General features: G+C 74.0%; 13 protein-coding genes and 1 pseudogene. 12 read left to right on the top strand and 2 right to left on the bottom strand.

Translation table 11 applies throughout. The annotated features are described in order from the left end of the window. Positions 1-197: 197 nt before the first annotated feature. The 5 genes and pseudogenes from E4N63_RS22315 to galE all read left to right on the top strand — a co-directional run bounded on the left by E4N63_RS22315 (position 198) and on the right by galE (position 8,117). Positions 198-4,353: pseudogene (locus E4N63_RS22315) on the top strand (Rne/Rng family ribonuclease). Between the two features lie 379 nt (positions 4,354-4,732). Beyond that, a complete protein-coding gene (gene rplU, locus E4N63_RS22320; protein WP_019709073.1) occupies positions 4,733-5,053 on the top strand; it encodes a 50S ribosomal protein L21 in 321 nt (106 codons plus the stop codon). Positions 5,054-5,067: 14 nt separating this feature from the next. Further along, entirely contained in the window at positions 5,068-5,325 is a 258-nt protein-coding gene (rpmA, locus tag E4N63_RS22325) for a 50S ribosomal protein L27 (RefSeq protein ID WP_019709074.1), read from the top strand. Positions 5,326-5,553: 228 nt separating this feature from the next. After that, on the top strand, positions 5,554-6,993 hold the full coding sequence (gene obgE / locus E4N63_RS22330) for a GTPase ObgE (protein WP_125621860.1): 1,440 nt from the start codon (positions 5,554-5,556) through the stop codon (positions 6,991-6,993). Between the two features lie 143 nt (positions 6,994-7,136). Then, a complete protein-coding gene (galE, locus tag E4N63_RS22335) occupies positions 7,137-8,117 on the top strand; it encodes a UDP-glucose 4-epimerase GalE (protein ID WP_230241548.1) in 981 nt (326 codons plus the stop codon). A gap of 110 nt (positions 8,118-8,227) precedes the next feature. On the opposite strand, the gene E4N63_RS22340 is transcribed toward galE, so the two are convergent. Continuing rightward, positions 8,228-10,375: a hypothetical protein gene (locus E4N63_RS22340; protein ID WP_230241549.1), complete on the bottom strand. Its 2,148-nt coding sequence runs from the start codon at positions 10,373-10,375 to the stop codon at positions 8,228-8,230. Between the two features lie 434 nt (positions 10,376-10,809). On the opposite strand from E4N63_RS22340, the gene proB reads away from it, so the two are divergent. The 5 genes from proB to E4N63_RS22365 all read left to right on the top strand — a co-directional run bounded on the left by proB (position 10,810) and on the right by E4N63_RS22365 (position 16,112). After that, entirely contained in the window at positions 10,810-11,952 is a 1,143-nt protein-coding gene (gene proB, locus E4N63_RS22345; RefSeq protein WP_125621854.1) for a glutamate 5-kinase, read from the top strand. Between the two features lie 243 nt (positions 11,953-12,195). After that, positions 12,196-12,711: a hypothetical protein gene (locus E4N63_RS22350; RefSeq protein ID WP_125621852.1), complete on the top strand. Its 516-nt coding sequence runs from the start codon at positions 12,196-12,198 to the stop codon at positions 12,709-12,711. A gap of 178 nt (positions 12,712-12,889) precedes the next feature. Further along, on the top strand, positions 12,890-14,212 hold the full coding sequence (locus E4N63_RS22355; RefSeq protein WP_185831067.1) for a glutamate-5-semialdehyde dehydrogenase: 1,323 nt from the start codon (positions 12,890-12,892) through the stop codon (positions 14,210-14,212). A gap of 91 nt (positions 14,213-14,303) precedes the next feature. After that, positions 14,304-14,912 carry a hypothetical protein gene (locus tag E4N63_RS22360; RefSeq protein ID WP_185831066.1) on the top strand — a complete coding sequence of 203 codons (609 nt, stop codon included), beginning with the start codon at positions 14,304-14,306 and terminating at the stop codon, positions 14,910-14,912. A 93-nt stretch (positions 14,913-15,005) separates the two neighbouring features. Then, positions 15,006-16,112, top strand: a complete 1,107-nt coding sequence (locus tag E4N63_RS22365) for a hypothetical protein (protein ID WP_230241550.1) — start codon at positions 15,006-15,008, stop codon at positions 16,110-16,112. On the opposite strand, the gene E4N63_RS22370 is transcribed toward E4N63_RS22365, so the two are convergent. Then, a complete protein-coding gene (locus E4N63_RS22370; protein WP_230242597.1) occupies positions 16,109-17,209 on the bottom strand; it encodes a M48 family metallopeptidase in 1,101 nt (366 codons plus the stop codon). The genes E4N63_RS22365 and E4N63_RS22370 overlap by 4 nt on opposite strands. A gap of 197 nt (positions 17,210-17,406) precedes the next feature. On the opposite strand from E4N63_RS22370, the gene E4N63_RS22375 reads away from it, so the two are divergent. Both E4N63_RS22375 and nadD read left to right on the top strand, forming a co-directional pair. After that, positions 17,407-17,571 (top strand): hypothetical protein, encoded by a 165-nt coding sequence (locus E4N63_RS22375; RefSeq protein ID WP_019709084.1) that lies wholly within the window; start codon positions 17,407-17,409, stop codon positions 17,569-17,571. 43 nt (positions 17,572-17,614) lie between these two features. Beyond that, positions 17,615-18,238, top strand: coding sequence for a nicotinate-nucleotide adenylyltransferase (gene nadD, locus E4N63_RS22380; protein WP_125621849.1), 624 nt, complete (start codon positions 17,615-17,617; stop codon positions 18,236-18,238). Positions 18,239-18,262 lie beyond the last annotated feature (24 nt).

The following is an 18,262-nucleotide window of genomic DNA, read 5'->3' on the forward strand; positions in this document are numbered from 1 at the left end:
CCGACGCACCAGGGAGCCACCCGGGTCCGGCGACGCGTTGACACAGAAGCTTTCGCCGGTCCGTCCCCACGGACCGGCGAGTGAGACGACAGCTCCCGTGCGGCGCCCAGGCCCCGGACCGCGGAACCGCGCACATCACGCGGGCCGCGACCGGACACCGGCCCGGCGCCCGGGAGCGTGACGGGAGAAACGCCCGCATGCCCCAGTCCATGGAGCCCCGTGAGGCGGCGCGCGACAGCGCCGCCGGGGACACCCCGGAGAACAACAGCCCCAGCGACACCCTGCCTCCGCGGCGGCGGCGCCGTGCGGCCTCCCGGCCGGCGGGTCCGCCCTCCGCTCCGGGCGCCGAAGCACCGGCCGCGGAGCCGGTCGAGGCCACGACGGTGGTCGCGGACTCCGCGCCCGCCGCCCCGGCGGCACTCTCCGCCCTCTCGGAGCAGGAGGCCGCCGCGGAGGCGGCTCCCGAGCCCGCCGCCCCGCCGCGCCGGCGGCGCGCGGCCCGCAAGGCCACGGCCCCGGCCGGAGCGCCGAGGGCGGCCGAGGAGCCGGAGGCCGTGACACCGGAAGCCGTGACACCGGACGCGGAGGAGGCGGAGGAGGCCGGGGAGACGGCCGAGGAGATCGCCGCCGCCCAGGAGGAAGCCGTCGCGGAAGCGGTCGCCGCGGAGGACGACGAACTCTCCGGCGGCACCCCGGCGGCGGAGCCCGCCGAAGCCGCCGCGGCCGCACCCGAGGCCGAGCCGGCCGCCGAGGCGGAGGCCGCTCCCCGCACCCGGACCCGCCGCCGCGCCGTCCGCAAGGCGACCGCCCCGGCCGGTGCCCCACGGTCACCGGTGACGGCGACCTGGCCGAGCCCACGGTCGTGGGCGACCAGACTCCGGCCGTGGCCCCCGCCGACGAGACCGCGTCCGCCGCGCCCGGTGAGGAGGCACCGCGCCGCACCCGCCGCCGCGCCGTCCGCAAGGCCACGGCCCCGCCGGTGCTCCGGCCGAGGTGGCCGCCGCGGCCGAGGGGACCGAGGCCGCCCAGGGCGGTGCTCCCGAGGCGGCCGCACCGGCGGAGGCCCCGCCGCAGCCGCTGACCGAGGGCTCGGTGACCGTGGCCGACGCGGTGGAGGCGCCGAGAGGCCGCACCCGCCGCCGTTCCGCGCGCCGGAGCGAGACCGGCCTGGCCGCTCCCGAGCTCGCCCCGGTGGCCGACGACGCCGCCGTACCGTCCCGTGGTGAGACCGCGGCGGCCCCCGGGGAGGCGGAGCAGGCGGAGGGCTCCGCCGCCGAGGGGCAGCCCGCCCGTTCGCGCCGCCGGGCCGAGCGCCGGCAGCCCGCCGCGGAAGCCGGGACGGAGACGGGAGCGGGAGCCGGTGCCGAGGGGCGTGCCGCGTTCACGGCGCCCGCCGCGGAGCCCGAGCCCGAGCCCGAGCCCGAGCCGTCCGGCCGCACCCGCCGCCGGGCCGTCCGGCCGCCGACGGCCGTGTTCCAGGCGCCGGTCTTCACCGAGCCCATGTTCCAGACCCCGGAGCGCGCCGCGGCCGCGGCCGCCGCCGAGGCCGAGGAGCCCGGGGCCGCGGAAGCGGAGGAGCGGCAGCCCGCCGCGGCCACCGGCGGCCCCCGCCGTCGCCGCCGCCGGGCCGGTGCCGCGGAGGACACCGGTCCCGAGGCCGGGACCGGGGCCGCCGCCGAGGAGGAGCAGCAGCCGGAGGCCGCCGCCGAGCCGCAGGCCGGTGAGGAGGAGTCCGGCGAGCGCCCGTCCCGCCGTCGCCGCCGGGGTGGCCGTCGCCGCCGCCGGGGCGAGGGCGAGGGGAACGGCGAGGCCGGGGAGACCGGCGAGGAGGGCCCCGAGGGCGCCGCTGCCGAGGACGCCGGGGAGCCCGCCGCCGAGCGGGACCGGGAGCGCGCCGCGGCCGGTACCGAGGAGCAGGACGAGCGCGGGGAGCACGACGAGCAGGAGGAGGACCACGGCGGCGCGGGCGGCACCAGCAGCAGCCGTCGCCGTCGCCGTCGCCGCCGGCGCAGCGGGGACGCGGGCGACCACCCGGTCGACGCCTCCCAGGACGACCCGGAGCGCACGGTCGTCAAGATCCGTGAGCCGCGCAAGAAGGACGAGCCCGGCACGGGCTTCGACGAGGTGCAGTCCATCAAGGGCTCGACCCGGATGGAGGCCAAGAAGCAGCGCCGCCGCGAGGGCCGCGAGCAGGGCCGCCGCCGGGTGCCGATCATCACCGAGGCCGAGTTCCTGGCCCGGCGCGAGGCCGTCGAGCGGGTGATGGTCGTCCGCCAGAGCGGTGAGCGCACCCAGATCGGCGTGCTGGAGGACGGCGTCCTCGTCGAGCACTTCGTCAACAAGGAGCAGGCCACCAGCTACGTCGGCAACGTCTACCTGGGCAAGGTCCAGAACGTGCTGCCGTCCATGGAGGCCGCCTTCGTCGACATCGGCAAGGGCCGCAACGCCGTGCTGTACGCCGGTGAGGTCAACTTCGACGCGCTCGGCATGTCCGGCGGCCCGCGCCGGATCGAGACCGCGCTCAAGTCCGGCCAGTCCGTGCTGGTGCAGGTCACCAAGGACCCGATCGGCCACAAGGGCGCCCGGCTCACCAGCCAGGTCTCGCTGCCCGGCCGCTACCTGGTCTACGTGCCCGAGGGCTCGATGACCGGCATCAGCCGCAAGCTGCCGGACACCGAGCGGTCCCGGCTGAAGCAGATCCTGAAGAAGATCGTCCCCGAGGACGCGGGCGTCATCGTGCGCACCGCGGCCGAGGGCGCGTCCGAGCAGGAGCTGGCGCGGGACGTCGAGCGGCTGCAGCAGCAGTGGGCCGAGATCCAGAAGAAGGCCAAGGGCGGCGGCGCCCCCACCCTCCTCTACGGTGAGCCGGACATGACCGTCCGCGTCGTCCGCGACATCTTCAACGAGGACTTCTCCAAGGTCATCGTCAGCGGTGACGGCGCCTGGGAGACCATCCAGGGCTATGTCTCGCACGTCGCCCCGGACCTCACCGACCGGCTGCAGAAGTGGACGTCGGACGTCGACGTCTTCGCCACGTACCGGATCGACGAGCAGCTGATGAAGGCGCTGGACCGCAAGGTCTGGCTGCCCAGCGGCGGCTCGCTGGTGATCGACCGGACCGAGGCGATGGTCGTCGTCGACGTCAACACCGGCAAGTTCACCGGCCAGGGCGGCAACCTGGAGGAGACGGTCACCAGGAACAACCTGGAGGCCGCCGAGGAGATCGTGCGCCAGCTGCGGCTGCGCGACCTCGGCGGCATCATCGTGATCGACTTCATCGACATGGTGCTGGAGTCCAACCGGGACCTGGTGCTGCGCCGGCTGCTGGAGTGCCTGGGCCGCGACCGGACGAAGCACCAGGTGGCCGAGGTCACCTCGCTGGGCCTGGTGCAGATGACCCGCAAGCGGGTCGGCCAGGGGCTGCTGGAGTCGTTCTCTGAGACCTGTGTCCACTGCAACGGGCGCGGCGTCATCGTGCACATGGAGCAGCCGTCGGCGCCCGGCGGCGGTGGCAAGCGGAAGAAGAAGGGCAAGGGCGGCGCGGCCGCGGCGGAGCCGCACATCCACGCGCCCGAGCCCTCGGACATCGGCGCCGGGGGCGAGGCCGCGGTCGCCGCGGTGGCCTCCCCGGAGTCCCCGGCCGAGGTGGCCGCGGAGGCCGCCGAGCCGGTGGCGCTGCCGGAGCCCGCGTTCAGCCCGGACGAGGATCTGTACAGCAGCGCGGCCGAGGCGGAGGCCGCGGCCTCCCGGGTCGGCCGCGGCCGGCGCCGGGCGGTCCGCAAGGCGTCCGCCCCGGCGGGTCCCCCGAAGGCGGCCGCCGAGGAGGCGGTCGTGGTGGTCGCCCCGGCCGAGCCCGAGGAACGGCCCGAAACGGTGGCGGAAACGGTGGCGGAGCCGGCCGCCGGGACCGCGCCGGAGCCCGCGCCCGCCGAGGCGGTGGCGCCCCCGGCCCGTACCCGCCGCCGGGCGGTCCGCAAGGCCTCGGCTCCCGCGGGCCTGCCGAAGGGCACCGAGGAGCCGGAGGAGAAGGCCGTGGTGGTCGTGTCCGCCGGTGAGCCGGTCGTGGCCGGGGTAACGGAGCCCGGGGCGCCGGAGGCCGCGGAGACCGCGGCCACCGAGCCCGCCCCGGCGAAGAAGGCGGCAAAGCGCGCCGCGGCCAAGAAGGTGACGGCGAAGAAGGCCGCGGCCAAGAAGACCGCCGCCAAGAAGACGGCTGCCAAGAAGGAGCCGGGCACGGCGAAGAAGGCGGCGGCCAAGAAGGCCACGGCGAAGAAGGCCGCCACCCGGAAGACGGCGCAGAAGGCGGCGGAGCAGTCCTCCGCCCCGGCCGCGGCCTCGGCCGACGAGTCGTAGCCGGGACGGGTCCCACGGGCCCGTGTGTGCGCCGGGCCGGTGCGCCCCCTCTCCGGAGGGCGGAGCGCCGGCCCGGGGCCGTGCGGGGCCGGCGTATCGTGCCGCTGTCGCACGCCGCCGTCCGCACGGCCGGGGCGTCCCCGGGAGGCCCCGGACCGTACGGCCCGGGTACGGTCAGGGCCGGTTTGACCGGCGTGTCAAGGCCCCGTAATCTTGACCGTCGGCGTGTGTACGCCAACCCCTTGAGCACATCCCTCCCGGTCCGCCGGGGGAGGCCGCTCGTCCTTCCGGAAACCGCGGGTACGGATCCTTCGGAGATCCGGCTTCCGCGTGAGCGGCTGGCATCAGGGGTCCCGTTCGAGCAGAGAGTGAGATCCGCGTGTACGCCATCGTGCGCAGCGGTGGTCGCCAGCACAAGGTTGCTGTCGGCGACATCGTTGAGGTTGACAAGATTTCCACCGGCAAGGTCGGCGACACGGTCGAGCTCTCGACCCTGCTCGTGGTCGACGGCGACGCCGTCACCAGCGACCCGTGGGTCCTCGCGGGCATCAAGGTCCAGGGCGAGATCGTGGACCACCACAAGGGCGCCAAGATCGACATCCTGCGGTACAAGAACAAGACCGGTTACCGCCGGCGCCAGGGCCACCGCCAGCAGTACACGGCGCTGAAGATCACCGACATCCCCGCGGCTGCGAAGTAAGGGACTGAGAACACATGGCACACAAGAAGGGCGCATCGTCCACCCGGAACGGGCGCGACTCCAATGCCCAGCGGCTCGGCGTGAAGCGCTTCGGCGGTCAGGTCGTCAACGCCGGTGAGATCCTGGTCCGCCAGCGCGGCACCCACTTCCACCCGGGCAACGGCGTCGGCCGCGGCGGCGACGACACGCTGTTCGCCCTCGCCGCCGGTGCGGTGCAGTTCGGCACCAGCCGCGGCCGCAAGGTCGTGAACATCGTCCCGGTCGCCGAGTAATCAGCCCGGACGCGAAGACACAGCACCGAGGGCGGGCCGCCCTTCCCGTTGCGCAGCGCACGCTCGCGGCGGGAAGCCGGTCCGCCCTCGGCGCGTTGAACCGGCCGTACCCCCTCGGCCGGGCGGAAGGTCCCGCCCGGCGCGGGGGCGCGGCAGCAGGACCGGCAGTACCGCAGGACAACCCCGTCACCAGGCCGGAAGGCCGGTAACACAGCAGGAGGCACCCGTATGACCACCTTCGTGGACCGCGTCGAACTGCATGTCGCCGCGGGTAGCGGAGGCCACGGCTGCGCCTCCGTCCACCGTGAGAAGTTCAAGCCGCTCGGCGGCCCCGACGGGGGCAACGGCGGCCGGGGCGGCGATGTGACCCTGGTCGTCGACCAGTCCGTCACCACGCTTCTCGACTACCACCACAGCCCGCACCGCAAGGCCGGCAACGGCAAGCCGGGCGAGGGCGGCAACCGCTCCGGCAAGGACGGCCAGGATCTGGTGCTGCCGGTCCCGGACGGCACCGTCGTCCTCGACAAGCAGGGCCGGGTGCTCGCCGACCTCGTCGGCCAGGGCACCTCCTACGTCGCCGCGCAGGGCGGCCGCGGCGGTCTCGGCAACGCCGCGCTGGCCTCGGCCCGCCGCAAGGCGCCCGGCTTCGCGCTGCTCGGCGAGCCGGGGCACACCGGGGACATCGTCCTGGAGCTCAAGACCGTCGCCGATGTGGCGCTGGTCGGCTACCCGAGCGCCGGCAAGTCCTCGCTGATCTCGGTGCTCTCCGCCGCCAAGCCGAAGATCGCCGACTACCCTTTCACCACTCTGGTGCCCAACCTGGGTGTGGTGACGGCCGGTTCGACCGTCTACACCGTCGCGGACGTCCCCGGGCTGATCCCGGGCGCCAGCCAGGGCCGAGGGCTGGGCCTGGAGTTCCTGCGCCATGTCGAGCGCTGCTCGGTGCTGGTGCACGTCCTGGACACCGCCACCCTGGAGTCCGAACGGGACCCGCTCTCCGACCTCGACACCATCGAGGAGGAGCTGCGGAGCTACGGCGGCCTGGACGACCGGCCGCGGATCGTCGTCCTCAACAAGATCGACGTGCCGGACGGCAAGGACCTCGCCGAGATGGTCCGGCCCGATCTGGAGTCCCGCGGCTACCGGGTCTTCGAGGCGTCGGCCGTGGCCCACACCGGTCTCAAGGAGCTCTCCTTCGCGCTGGCCGAGATCGTGGCGAAGGCGCGCGCCGCCAAGCCCCAGCAGGAGGCGACCCGGATCGTCATCCGCCCGAAGGCCGTGGACGACGCGGGCTTCACCGTCACCCGGGAGGCGGACGACCTGTACCGGGTGCGGGGCGAGAAGCCCGAACGGTGGGTGCGGCAGACGGACTTCAGCAACGACGAGGCCGTCGGCTACCTCGCGGACCGGCTCAACCGCCTCGGCGTGGAGGACGCGCTGGTCAAGGCGGGTGCCCGGGCGGGCGACGGCGTCGCGATCGGCCCGGAGGACGACGCGGTCGTCTTCGACTGGGAACCGAGCATGGCCGCGGGCGCCGAGATGCTCGGCCGCCGCGGTGAGGACCACCGCCTGGAGGCGCCGCGCCCGGCCGCCGTACGCCGTCGGGACCGTGACGCGGAGCGGGACGAGGCCGACGCGGAGTACCGGGGGTTCGACCCCTTCTCCTGACCGGGCCGCCGGCCGGCGCCCGCCCCGGCGTCTCCGGCCCCTGCCGCCACACGGGCCCCGCCCGCCCCGCACACCGGGGCGTGCGGGGCCCTCGCGCGCCGGGAGGCATCCTGCCGCCGCCCGGCACGGCATAGGGTGGCGCCATGACGTGGTTGATCACAGGCGGTGCCGGATACATCGGCTCCCATGTAGTACAGGCACTGGCCGGCAGCGGTGAACGCGCCGTGGTGCTCGACGATCTGAGCACCGGGGAGGCCGCGCGGCTGCCCGCCGGGGTCCCCCTGGAGCGGGGCTCGGTCCTCGACCGCGGGCTGCTGGACCGTGTCCTGCGCGAGCACTGCGTGACGGGCGTCGTCCACATCGCCGCCAGGAAGCAGGTGGGCGAGTCGGTGGAGAAGCCGCTGCTCTACTACCGGGAGAACGTCGAAGGGCTGCGGACCGTCCTCCAGGCGGCCGCCGAGGCCGGGGTGAGCCGTTTCCTCTTCTCCTCCTCGGCCGCCGTCTACGGCATGCCGGAGACCGATCTCGTCACCGAGGCCACACCCTGCCTGCCCATGAGCCCGTACGGCGAGACCAAGCTCGCCGGCGAGTGGCTGGTGGCCGCGGCCGGGCGGGCGCACGGCATGGCGACGGTCTCCCTGCGCTACTTCAACGTGGCCGGCGCGGCCTCGCCGGAGCTGAGCGACGCGGGCGTCTTCAACCTCGTCCCCATGGTCTTCGAGCGGCTGTCCGAGGGGCGGCCGCCGCTCGTCTTCGGCGACGACTACCCCACGCCCGACGGCACCTGCGTCCGGGACTACATCCATGTCGAGGACGTGGCCGACGCGCATGTGGCGGCGGTGCGGCGGCTGGCCGCCGACCCGGAGACCTCCCTGGTGCTCAACATCGGCCGCGGTGAAGGGGTTTCGGTGACCGAGATGATCGAGATCATCGGCTCGGTCACCGGCCTGGACGCACGGCCCGAGGTACGGGAGCGGCGGCCCGGCGACCCGGCGCGGGTGGTCGCCTCGGCGGAGCTGATCGGCAAGGAGCTCGGCTGGTCGGCCCGGTACGGGGTGCGGGAGATGGTGGAGTCGGCCTGGGCCGGCTGGTGTGCCCGGCACCCGGAGACCGGCACGGGCTGAGCGCCCGGCGGCGGGCGCGGAAGGGGGCAGGGCCCCGGAGGCTGTCCTCCGGGGCCCCGCCCCTGTGCGGTGGTACGGCGCGCGGGCTGCGGGCCCGGTGCCGGTGCCGGTCAGACGTTGACCGAGTCGCTGCCCTCCGGAGCGTCGGCCGGGTCGGCCGTGCCCGCCGGCTCCCGGGTCCCGGTCGGCTCCAGCTCGATCTCCTCGGACGCCAGCTCGGCCGCCGTCTCCTCCGCGCCCTCGCGCTGCGTGGGCACGTCGGAGGACGCGCGGGCGGCCATCCGGGCGCGCCGTTCGTCGGCCTTCGCGCACAGGGCGACCACGGCCTCGTTGAAGCGGGCCAGGGACGGCGGGTCCGACGGGCCGAGGAGATACGTCTTCAGCTCGGCACGGGCCGCCGCAAGGGTGTCCTTCTCCGGATTCCGCACGGCCTCCAGCAGCTCCGGGAGGCCGTCGGCGTCCGGGCTGAGGATCGCCGCCGCCCGTACGGTCGGGAAGCCGGCGCGGAACTCCTTCTCGCTCAGCCCGCTGGTGTTGGCCACGGCATAGGGCTTCTCGCTGGTCAGGTAGTCGGAGACCACGCTCGACACATCGCTGATCAGCAGATCGGCCTGGTTGAAGCAGGTGTAGATGGCGGGCCGGGGGCCGGTGATGATCTGGTGCTCCCACTCCGGGAAGGACGCCCAGTACGCGCGCTCCCAGGCGGCCGTCGCCGCCGTCACGGCCGCGGCGCGGTCGGTGTCGGGCGTCGACTGGATCATCATCCGCTCGGCCTCGTCGGCGTCGGGACGGAAGTGCGTGCTGGTCAGCCGGTCCAGTTCGACGGTGCGGCGGCGCAGCTCGGCGGCGGCTTCCGGGCCCGGCCGCGGGCCGCCGCGCCGGGAGTTCGCGTCGGTGATCATCGCCTGGATGCGCTCGTTGGCACGGGCGGCGCGCGGGTCGACGGACCCGGTCATGGGATGGGGCTTGTAGAGCAGCCGCACGCCGGGGTCGGCCAGCAGCCGGCGGACGATGTTCTCACCGGCGAGGATCACCGAGGTGTTGCCCGGGTCGTTGGTCCAGCCCTCCCAGGTGGGGGCATAGAGGACGGTGGTGAGCCCGTCGTCGGCCGGGGGCCCGCCGTACGGGCGGATCGGCGACAGCTGCGGGCGCCCGACCTCCACCACGTCCCGGTCGTCGACGCCGATGTCGGCGAGCTGGTAGCGCTCGCGGGCGGCCGGGCCGGCCACCCACACCTCGTCGTACGCCTTGGCGTAGGGGTTGCAGCTGGAGAGCTTGTCGCTCTCGCCGTGGTTGATGAACGCGTGCTTGATCGAGGGGATGCGCAGGACCTGCGAGGTCTTACCGGAGTTGGCCGGGTGCAGCATCATCTTGAGCGTCGAGTGCTCCAGATGCATCAGATGCGCGACCTTCGGAATGCAGACGATCGGCACGTCCGTGGCGTCGATCTTCTGCACCATGAAGCGCTCGCGGAGCACGATGACCGGCTTCCCGTCGAGCTGCGGCAGCGTCGAGAGCCACATGTTGGCCTGGTAGGCCGAGGTGGTGCCGCCGGAGAAGTACATGCCGACCGTGGGCCGGTAGTCCGCGAGCCAGTGGTTCAGCCACTTCAGGACCTGCGCCTCGGTCGCCGAGCGCTTGGCCGGCAGCAGCCAGCCCGCGAGGTACAGGGTGCCGGCGATGGCGACGGCAAGGGCCAGGGAGAGTCCGACCCCGCCCCAGAGGGCGTCCCGGGTGACCACGGTGGCCAGCAGGCCGGCGGTGACCGGCACCGAGAAGGCCAGCAGCCGGTGGCCCGGGCGGCGGGACAGGATGCGCGGCGGCGCGGGGGAGAGCCGCAGGGCCGAGGTGTCGATGTTCCGGGTGACGATCGGCAGCGTCCGGCTGCGGCGCACCAGCACCGCGGTGGCCTGGCACGCGAAGTGCGTCATGTAGAAGGCCAGCAGCCCGATGGTGAGCGGGGAGTGCTCCGCGATCGGGTTGATGTCCTCCATCCGGAGGAGCCCCAGCACGATCAGCATGTCCCGCAGCAGCTGCCGGACGGTGACGTCGAAGCGGACCTTGCTCAGCAGTGACAGCAGCCCCGGCTGCCGCAGCTGGAGATACAGGTCGAGGGCGAGCCCCCCTGCCGAGGCGATGATGAAGATCGGCACATGGGGCAGCAGGGCACCCGCGAGCTGGCCCGTATAGGCCGCGAACATCGCGAAGAGTGCTGAGAGCTGCACAGCACGTCGGGTGGCTGGTCCGGCAGAGGGCACGAGCTGAGCTCCTGGCGGGGGAGTGGACGGAGGGTGACCGCATGGGTCCGGTGCACGCGCCGCGGGCTGAACGCGGGCTGCCACGGAGGACAACCACTGACCGTATGACGTGCGCCGCCCCTATGACAATTTCACGTGACGGGTGTCACCGGGGTGACCGACGGCCTGATCCCCCATGACCGTTTCATAACGTTCCGGAGCCGACGGGCAGCCGGCCGCGGAGCCGGAGCGAGGGCTGCCGGGCGCGGCCGGCGGCGGGACCGTCCCCGCGAGGGCCGTGCGCCCGGCCGTCCGTCCCGCGAGGCGGACGGCCCGGCGGACGCCCGGTGACCTGGCGTAGATTCTCGGGAAGACAGCGGTTCGATCATCCGGCCGACCGGTCCGGCCCGGCCGGCCGCGGTGGGCCGGCCGGTGAGAGAGAAGGAAGCAGCGCGGTGTCAGGGGCAGCGGGATCGGCAGCGGACCGGGACGAGGTCACCTCGGCCCGGAGGATCGTGGTGAAGGTCGGCTCCTCCTCGCTGACGACCTCCGCGGGCGGACTCGACGCCGACCGCGTGGACGCCCTCGTCGACACCCTGGTCACCTCGCGCGGCAACGGCGCGAAGGAGATCGTGCTCGTCTCGTCCGGAGCCATCGCCGCCGGTCTCTCCCCGCTCGGCCTGCGGCGCCGGCCCCGTGACCTGGCCCGCCAGCAGGCGGCGGCCAGTGTCGGCCAGGGCCTGCTGATGGCCCGTTACACCGCCTCCTTCGCCCGCTACGGCATCCGCGTCGGCCAGGTGCTGCTCACCTCCGACGACACCAGCCGCCGGGCCCACTACCGCAACGCCTACCGCACCCTCGACCAACTCCTGGCCATGGGCGCCCTCCCGGTCGTCAACGAGAACGACACGGTGGCCACGGACGAGATCCGCTTCGGCGACAACGACCGGCTCGCCGCCCTCGTCGCCCATCTCGTCCGCGCAGATCTGTTGCTGCTGCTCTCGGACGTCGACGCCCTCTACGACGGCGACCCCAGCACCCCGGGCACCAGCCGCATCGCCGAGGTCCGGGGGGCGAAGGACCTGGACGGGGTCTCCATCGGCAGCGCCGGCAAGGCCGGGGTCGGCACCGGCGGCATGGTCACCAAGGTCGAGGCGGCCCGGATCGCCGCGGCCGCGGGCATCCCGGTGGTGCTCACCTCCGCCAGCCGGGCGGCCGACGCGCTCGCCGCCCGCCCCGTCGGCACGTACTTCCACCGCACCGGGCGGCGCTCGGCCGGCCGGCTGCTGTGGCTCGCCCACGCCTCGACACCGCTCGGCGCCCTGACCCTGGACGACGGTGCCGTACGGGCCGTGGTCGAACGGCACAGCTCCCTGCTGCCGGCCGGAATCGCCGCCGTGGAGGGCGACTTCAGCGCCGGGGACCCGGTCGAGCTCCGCGACACCGCCGGGACCCCCGTCGCCCGCGGGCTGGTCAGCTTCGACGCCAAGGAGATCCCGCGGCTCATCGGCCGCTCCACGCGCGACCTCGCTCGGGAGCTGGGGCCGGCGTACGAGCGGGAGGTCGTCCACCGCGACGACCTCGTCCTGCTCCGCTAGCGGACATCCCCCGCCGCCGACTCCCTGCCGCGGACCCCCGCGGCGGAACGGCCGGACTCCGCCCTTTTCACCCGGGACCTTTTCCGAAAACCCCGCACGGCCGCCCGCGGACTGGTCAACTCTTGGTACGGACGCCGGGGCGGCGTCCCGGGTGCCGTGCTCCGCGGAAGGGAGGCGGCCCGGCAGCAGCACACGGCCCGCCCGCGGGGACGCGGAGCGCCGCATCGGAACAGGAGGCCGCCGGTGAGACGAGGGCGCCTGGAGGCGCTGCGCCGGGTCACGGCGGAGCGGAGGGCTCCGGCCGGCACCGGCGGGGGCCGCGACCGCACCTCACGCCCGCCCGTCTCCGTCGTCCCGGCCGCGCCCGGTGCCGGGACCGGACCGCGGGAGGACGGTCCGGGTGCGGGCGAGCGCGAGCCGTCCCGGCTGTGGCACATCACCCTCAGCGTCTCCGGCGCGCGGACCCCGCCGGCGGAGGTCCGCAGAGGACTGGAGCAGCTCGCCCACGACCACCCCTTCCTGCTGACCGGCCGCTACGCCGCCGACCACGCCGAGATCCGGTACTGGGAGGAGGCGCGGGACCTGCACGACGCGGCGGCGGTCGCCCTGCGGCTCTGGGGCGAGCACCGCTCGACGGCCGGGCTGCCGCCGTGGGAGATCGTCGGCCTGGAGGTCGTGGACCGGGAGACCTACCACCAGCGCGTCACCGAGGGCTACGGCCCGCCACCCGTCTCCCCGGTCGGCGTCCATCCGTTCTGACGCCGGCCGGCGCCGCTCCGGTGGCGCCGACCAGCGGTCCGGGCAAGGCGCGGCGCTGGGGGAGACCCGGCGGTCCGCCACCGGCCCCGTGTGCGGCCGGTCCCCGGACCGGGGGACCGGCCGTCTCGCGCTGCGGAATGCGCGGGGGAACGCGGGCCCGGCTCAGTACCCTGGGCCCATGAGCGTCTTCCCTTCGCCCCTCGCCGATCCGATGCCGCAGTCCCCGGTCCTCCGGGCCGCCTACCGCGCCCGTGCCGCGGCCACCGAGATCGCCCCGCTGCCCCGGTCGGTCAAGGACGACGTGCTGCGGGCGATCGCCGACGCCCTGGAAGTGCGCACCAAGGAGATCGTCGAGGCCAACGCGGAGGACGTGGAGCGGGCCCGGGCCGCCGGCACCAGCGAGGCGATCGTCGACCGGCTCAGCCTGACCCCCGAGCGGATCCGCGCGATCGCCTCCGACGTCCGGGCCATGACGGCCCTTCCCGACCCGGTCGGCGAGGTCGTCCGCGGCTCGACGCTCCCCAACGGCCTCGACCTGCGCCAGGTGCGGGTCCCCCTCGGCGTGGTCGGCATCATCTACGAGGCCCGGCCGAACGTCACCGTGGACGCCGCCGCGCTCTGCCTGAAGTCGGGCAACGCGGTGCTGCTCCGCGGCTCCTCCTCCGCGTCCGCCTCGAACAAGGCCCTGGTCACCGTGGTGCGGGACGCCGTCGGCGGTGCCGGTCTGCCCGCCGACGCCGTGCAGCTCGTGCCCGGCGACAGCCGTGAGTCGGTACGCGAGCTGATGCGCGCCCGGGGCATGGTCGACGTGCTGATCCCGCGCGGGGGCGCCTCGCTCATCCGGACGGTCGTGGAGGAGTCCACGGTGCCCGTCATCGAGACCGGCACGGGCAACTGCCACGTCTACATCGACGCCGAGACCGATCTCGACATGGCCGTGGAGATCCTGGTCAACTCCAAGGCGCAGCGGCCCAGCGTCTGCAACGCCGCCGAGACCGTCCTCGTCCACCAGGACATCGCCGAGGAGTTCCTGCCGCGGGCCCTGGCGGCGCTGGCGGAGGCCGGGGTCACCGTGCACGCCGACGAGCGGGTGCGGGAGATCGCCGGGCGCGCGGACACCGGAGCGACCGTGGTCGAGGCCACCACCGAGGACTGGGAGACCGAGTACCTCTCCTACGACATCGCCGCCGGGGTCGTGGACTCGCTGGACGCGGCCGTCGCCCACATCCGGCTCTGGTCCTCCGGCCACACCGAGGCGATCGTCACCACCTCGCAGGCCGCCGCCCGCCGGTTCACCCGGTTGGTGGACTCCACCACGGTCGCCGTCAACGCCTCCACCCGCTTCACCGACGGCGGCCAGTTCGGCTTCGGCGCGGAGATCGGCATCTCCACCCAGAAGCTGCACGCCCGCGGCCCGATGGGCCTGCCGGAGCTGACCTCCACCAAGTACATCGTCACCGGTGACGGCCATGTCCGGGGTGGCGGACGCCCGTCCTGCTGACCCCCGCGCGGGCCCGGCGCACCACCGGTGCGCCGGGCTGATTTTCAGCTCTCCCTGCCCAAACCGGCCGGTCCGGGGCTAACCTGGACGGGTGCCGGACGATGTGGGGGGCAGGCCGTTCCCGGACGGTGACGAGCCCGACAGCCACCACCACGGGGCAGCGGACGAGGAGTTCGCCACCGTGGCGTTCGACGAGGACTTCATCCGGTCGGCACCGGTACACGAACCCACCGCCGTCGAGCGGATGCTGGCCGCCGCCCAGGCGCGGGCGGAGGCCGAGGCGGCCCGCCGTTCCCGGCCCGGGGTCCCCACCACCGACGAGGAGCTGTACGAGCTCTACGGCGTCGGCCGCACGGAACGCGACGCGGGAGACCCCTGGTACGAGGCCGACGGCGGGGAGCACGACCCGCACGACCCCTACGGTCCCTACGGCGGCGCCCTGCGCCCCTACCGGGGACGGATCCGCTGGCACCGGCCGGTGGCCTGGGTGCTCGCCGTGGTGATGGGCGTCGGCATGGTGGCGCTCGCCTTCGCTGCGGTCTACCGCGGGGAGTCCGGCGCCCGTCAGGACCCCGCACCGCCGCCCGCGACCACCGGGGTGGACGGCGACCGGATCGGCGGACTCGGCGGCCCGCCGGGCGGACTGCCGCCCGTCTCCGCGGGCATTCCGGAGCCCACCGCCCCGGCGGCCCGGCGCTGAGGGCGGGCCTCACCCGGGTGGCCCATCAGGCCGTCCGGAATTCGCTCCGGACCTCCGCGTTTACCAGGGGCCCTTCCGACCTACTCTGTTGGTATGGCCGGTCCTGGAGACCCACCTGAGGGGACACCCGAGGGCGTCCCGGGCGGTGGCGACGACGACTACCGATCCGTCGTCTTCGACGAATCGTTCATCCGCGCTGCCCGGCTTCAGGAGTTCTCCGCGCAGGAACGGCTCACCGACCGGGCTCCGGCGGTCCGCGACCGCAGCCCCTGGGGCCACCGCCGGGGGCACCGGCAGGTGATCCTGCTGGTCGTCCTGATCACCCTGGCCTTCTCCACGGCCGTCTATCTCGGGGTGCGCAGCCCCTATCCGGCGGCCACGGAGCACGATCCCGACCCCCTGCGGAGCGCGGTCCTCCCGCTGGCCCCGCGCGGCAGTGTGCCCGGGGCGGCGCCGGACAGGCTCTTCGAGAACAGCCCGGCGGCGGGTTTCAAGGTGGGCGCCGACGGCGTTTCGCTGCCCGTCGCCCGGCGCACCGGAAGCTTCACCGACAGTCAGGTGCTAGCCGCGCTGGACGCGGCCAAGGAGTACATCGTCCGGTCCTCCCTCGATCCGGAGGTGCTCACCGGCGGCACGGTACGCCCGGTGCGGTTGCTGGTGGACCCCCTGCAGCAGGAGCAGTTCGACCGCAGCATGGAGGATCCGGCCGACGACGGGCGGCACACCGCATCCGGATGGCTGGTTCGCTTCGACCCCGCGGAGGTGGCGCTGGCCGACCCGGGGGTACGGGTACGGGGCAGCCTCGCCGTCACCGAGGCCGGCCCGGACCAGCTGCAGGTCACCGGCGACCACACCTTCGTCTACGCGCTCCGCCCGGCGGACACCGGGCGGGCGGGGGAGAGCGGCGGCGGGGACGAGCGCGCCTCCCTCTTCACCGTGCGCCGCGAGACGCGCTTCCGATTCGACCGCGGCGATCTGCGCGACCACCGGATCGAAGTGGTACAGAGCCAGGTGCACGCGGGCCCGATGAGCTGCTCCGCGGACACGGCCCGCTATCTGCGGCCGCTGCTCGCCGGGGAGCGGGCGGACAAGGGCGGCCCGGCCGAGACCGACCCGTTCGCCCCGGGCCGGTCCACCTCCGCGGTCTGCGGCGTCCTCGCGGACGAGGCCCAGCCGGACCTCCCCCGCGGATCCCGCTAGCTGCTTCCGGACGGCGTGGAACCGCTGCCGCCGGCACCGCCCGCACCGCTGCCGCCGCCCGTGCCGCCGCCGTTCGCCGCGCCGGTGAACTTCTCCCGCAGCCTGCCGCCCAGGTCGCCCGCGCCCCCCGCGATGTCCCGCACCAGGCCCATGAGCGGGTCCTTGCTGGTGCGCACCGTGTCGGCGTAGTGGCTCGCGGACTCCTTGATGGAGTCGGTCACCGAAGTGTCCTTGTCCTCGTCCCGGCGCGGGTAGTGGCCGTCCATGAGCCGCTGGTAGTCGCGGCTGCGCGCCCACTTCCTCAGTTCGGCGGCGCGGACCGTGGTGAACGGGTGGCTGCGCGGCAGCACGTTCATGATCTTCAGCACGGAGTCCCGCAGATCGCCGCCGGCCTCGTACTCCTCGGCCTGGGCGAGGAAGGCGTCCACGTTCATCTCGTGCAGATGGTTGCCGCCGGCTATCTTCATCAGGCCCCGCATCGACGCCTCCAGGTCCTGCCCGACGAGCAGCCCGGCCCGGTCCGCCGACAGCTCCGACTTGCGGAACCACTCGCGCAGCGCCGTCACGATCGCCATGATCGCCACATTGCCCAGCGGGATCCAGGCGACCTTGAGGGCGAGCCCGGTGAGGAAGAGCAGGATGGTCCGGTAGACGGAGTGCCCGGACAGCGCGTGGCCCACCTCGTGGCCGACGACCGCCCGCATCTCCTCCTCGTCCAGCAGTTCCACGAGGCCCGTGCTCACCACGATGATCGGCTCGTCGAGGCCGATGCACATGGCGTTGGGCTGCGGGTTCTGCTGCACGTACATCGCCGGGACCTTCTCCAGGTCCAGGATGTCGCAGGCGTCCAGCAGCATGGTGTGCAGATGCGCGAACTGCTGGTCGCTCACCCGCACCGAATCGGACAGGAAGAGCAGGCGCAGCGACCGCTCGGGCAGCAGCCCGCTGAGCGCCTTGAAGACGGTGTCGAAACCGCTCAGCTTGCGGAGCGCGACCAGCGCGGACCGGTCGGCGGGATGCTCGTAGGCACGCGAGGAGATCCCCGGGAACCGCCTGCGGTTGCGGTCCGGCACGCGCTCATGGCTTGCTTCGGTCATCATGACCCCCCTTGTCGGCCCGGATTGGCCTCGTCCCGCTTGCGGCCCCACCCTAGTTCGCGGCGGTGACGGCGGGACGACGCCGGTCGGACTCCTAGGACGCAAGGAGTCGGCGTGAGGTTGCGCCGGGGCCCCGCTTACGATGAGGGCGCTACCCAAGCGTCCCTGCCCGACGAACACCTGGATAGGTCTGCGAGATGAGTCTTCCCAGCTCCGCCCACTCCCTGATCGTGCTCGCCGCCGAGGGCGGTGAACACGGCGGGAACCACGAGAGCCTCAACCCCTATCTCACCGGTGGGGGCGCGCTGTTCGCGCTGCTCCTGCTGCTCTGGATCACCACGCGGCTCAACCGCGACCGCTGAGGGCCGGGACGCTGCCCCGGACCGGGAAGTAGGCTCTGCACGCATGGGAGAGCAGGACATGCCTGTGACCGGTCCGGCGAAGCGCCGGCTGGGTGTGATGGGCGGGACGTTCGATCCGGTCCACCACGGCCACCTCGTCGCCGCCAGCGAGGTCGCCGCCAAGTACCACCTGGACGAGGTGGTGTTCGTACCGACCGGGCAGCCGTGGCAGAAGAGCCACCGGAACGTCTCCCCGGCCGAGGACCGCTATCTGATGACGGTCATCGCCACGGCGTCCAACCCGCAGTTCTCGGTCAGCCGGATCGACATCGACCGCGGCGGCCGGACGTACACCATCGACACCCTGCGGGACCTGCGCGACCGGAATCCCGAAGCGGACCTGTTCTTCATCACCGGAGCGGACGCCCTCTCCCAGATCCTGGGCTGGCGCGACGCCCCCGAACTGTTCTCCCTGGCGCACTTCATCGGCGTCACCCGGCCGGGACATGCGCTCTCCGACCCCGGGCTGCCGGACGGCGGCGTCTCGCTGATCGAGGTGCCGGCGCTCGCCATCTCGTCGACGGACTGCCGGGCGAGGGTGGCGGCGGGTGAACCCGTCTGGTATCTGGTGCCGGACGGGGTGGTGCGCTACATCGACAAGCGCGGGCTGTACCGGGACGCCGGTTGAGCGATCCGGGCCGGCAAGGGAAGG

This window comes from Streptomyces sp. MNU89 (genome assembly GCF_020982505.1).
GTDB lineage: Bacteria > Actinomycetota > Actinomycetes > Streptomycetales > Streptomycetaceae > Streptomyces > Streptomyces xinghaiensis.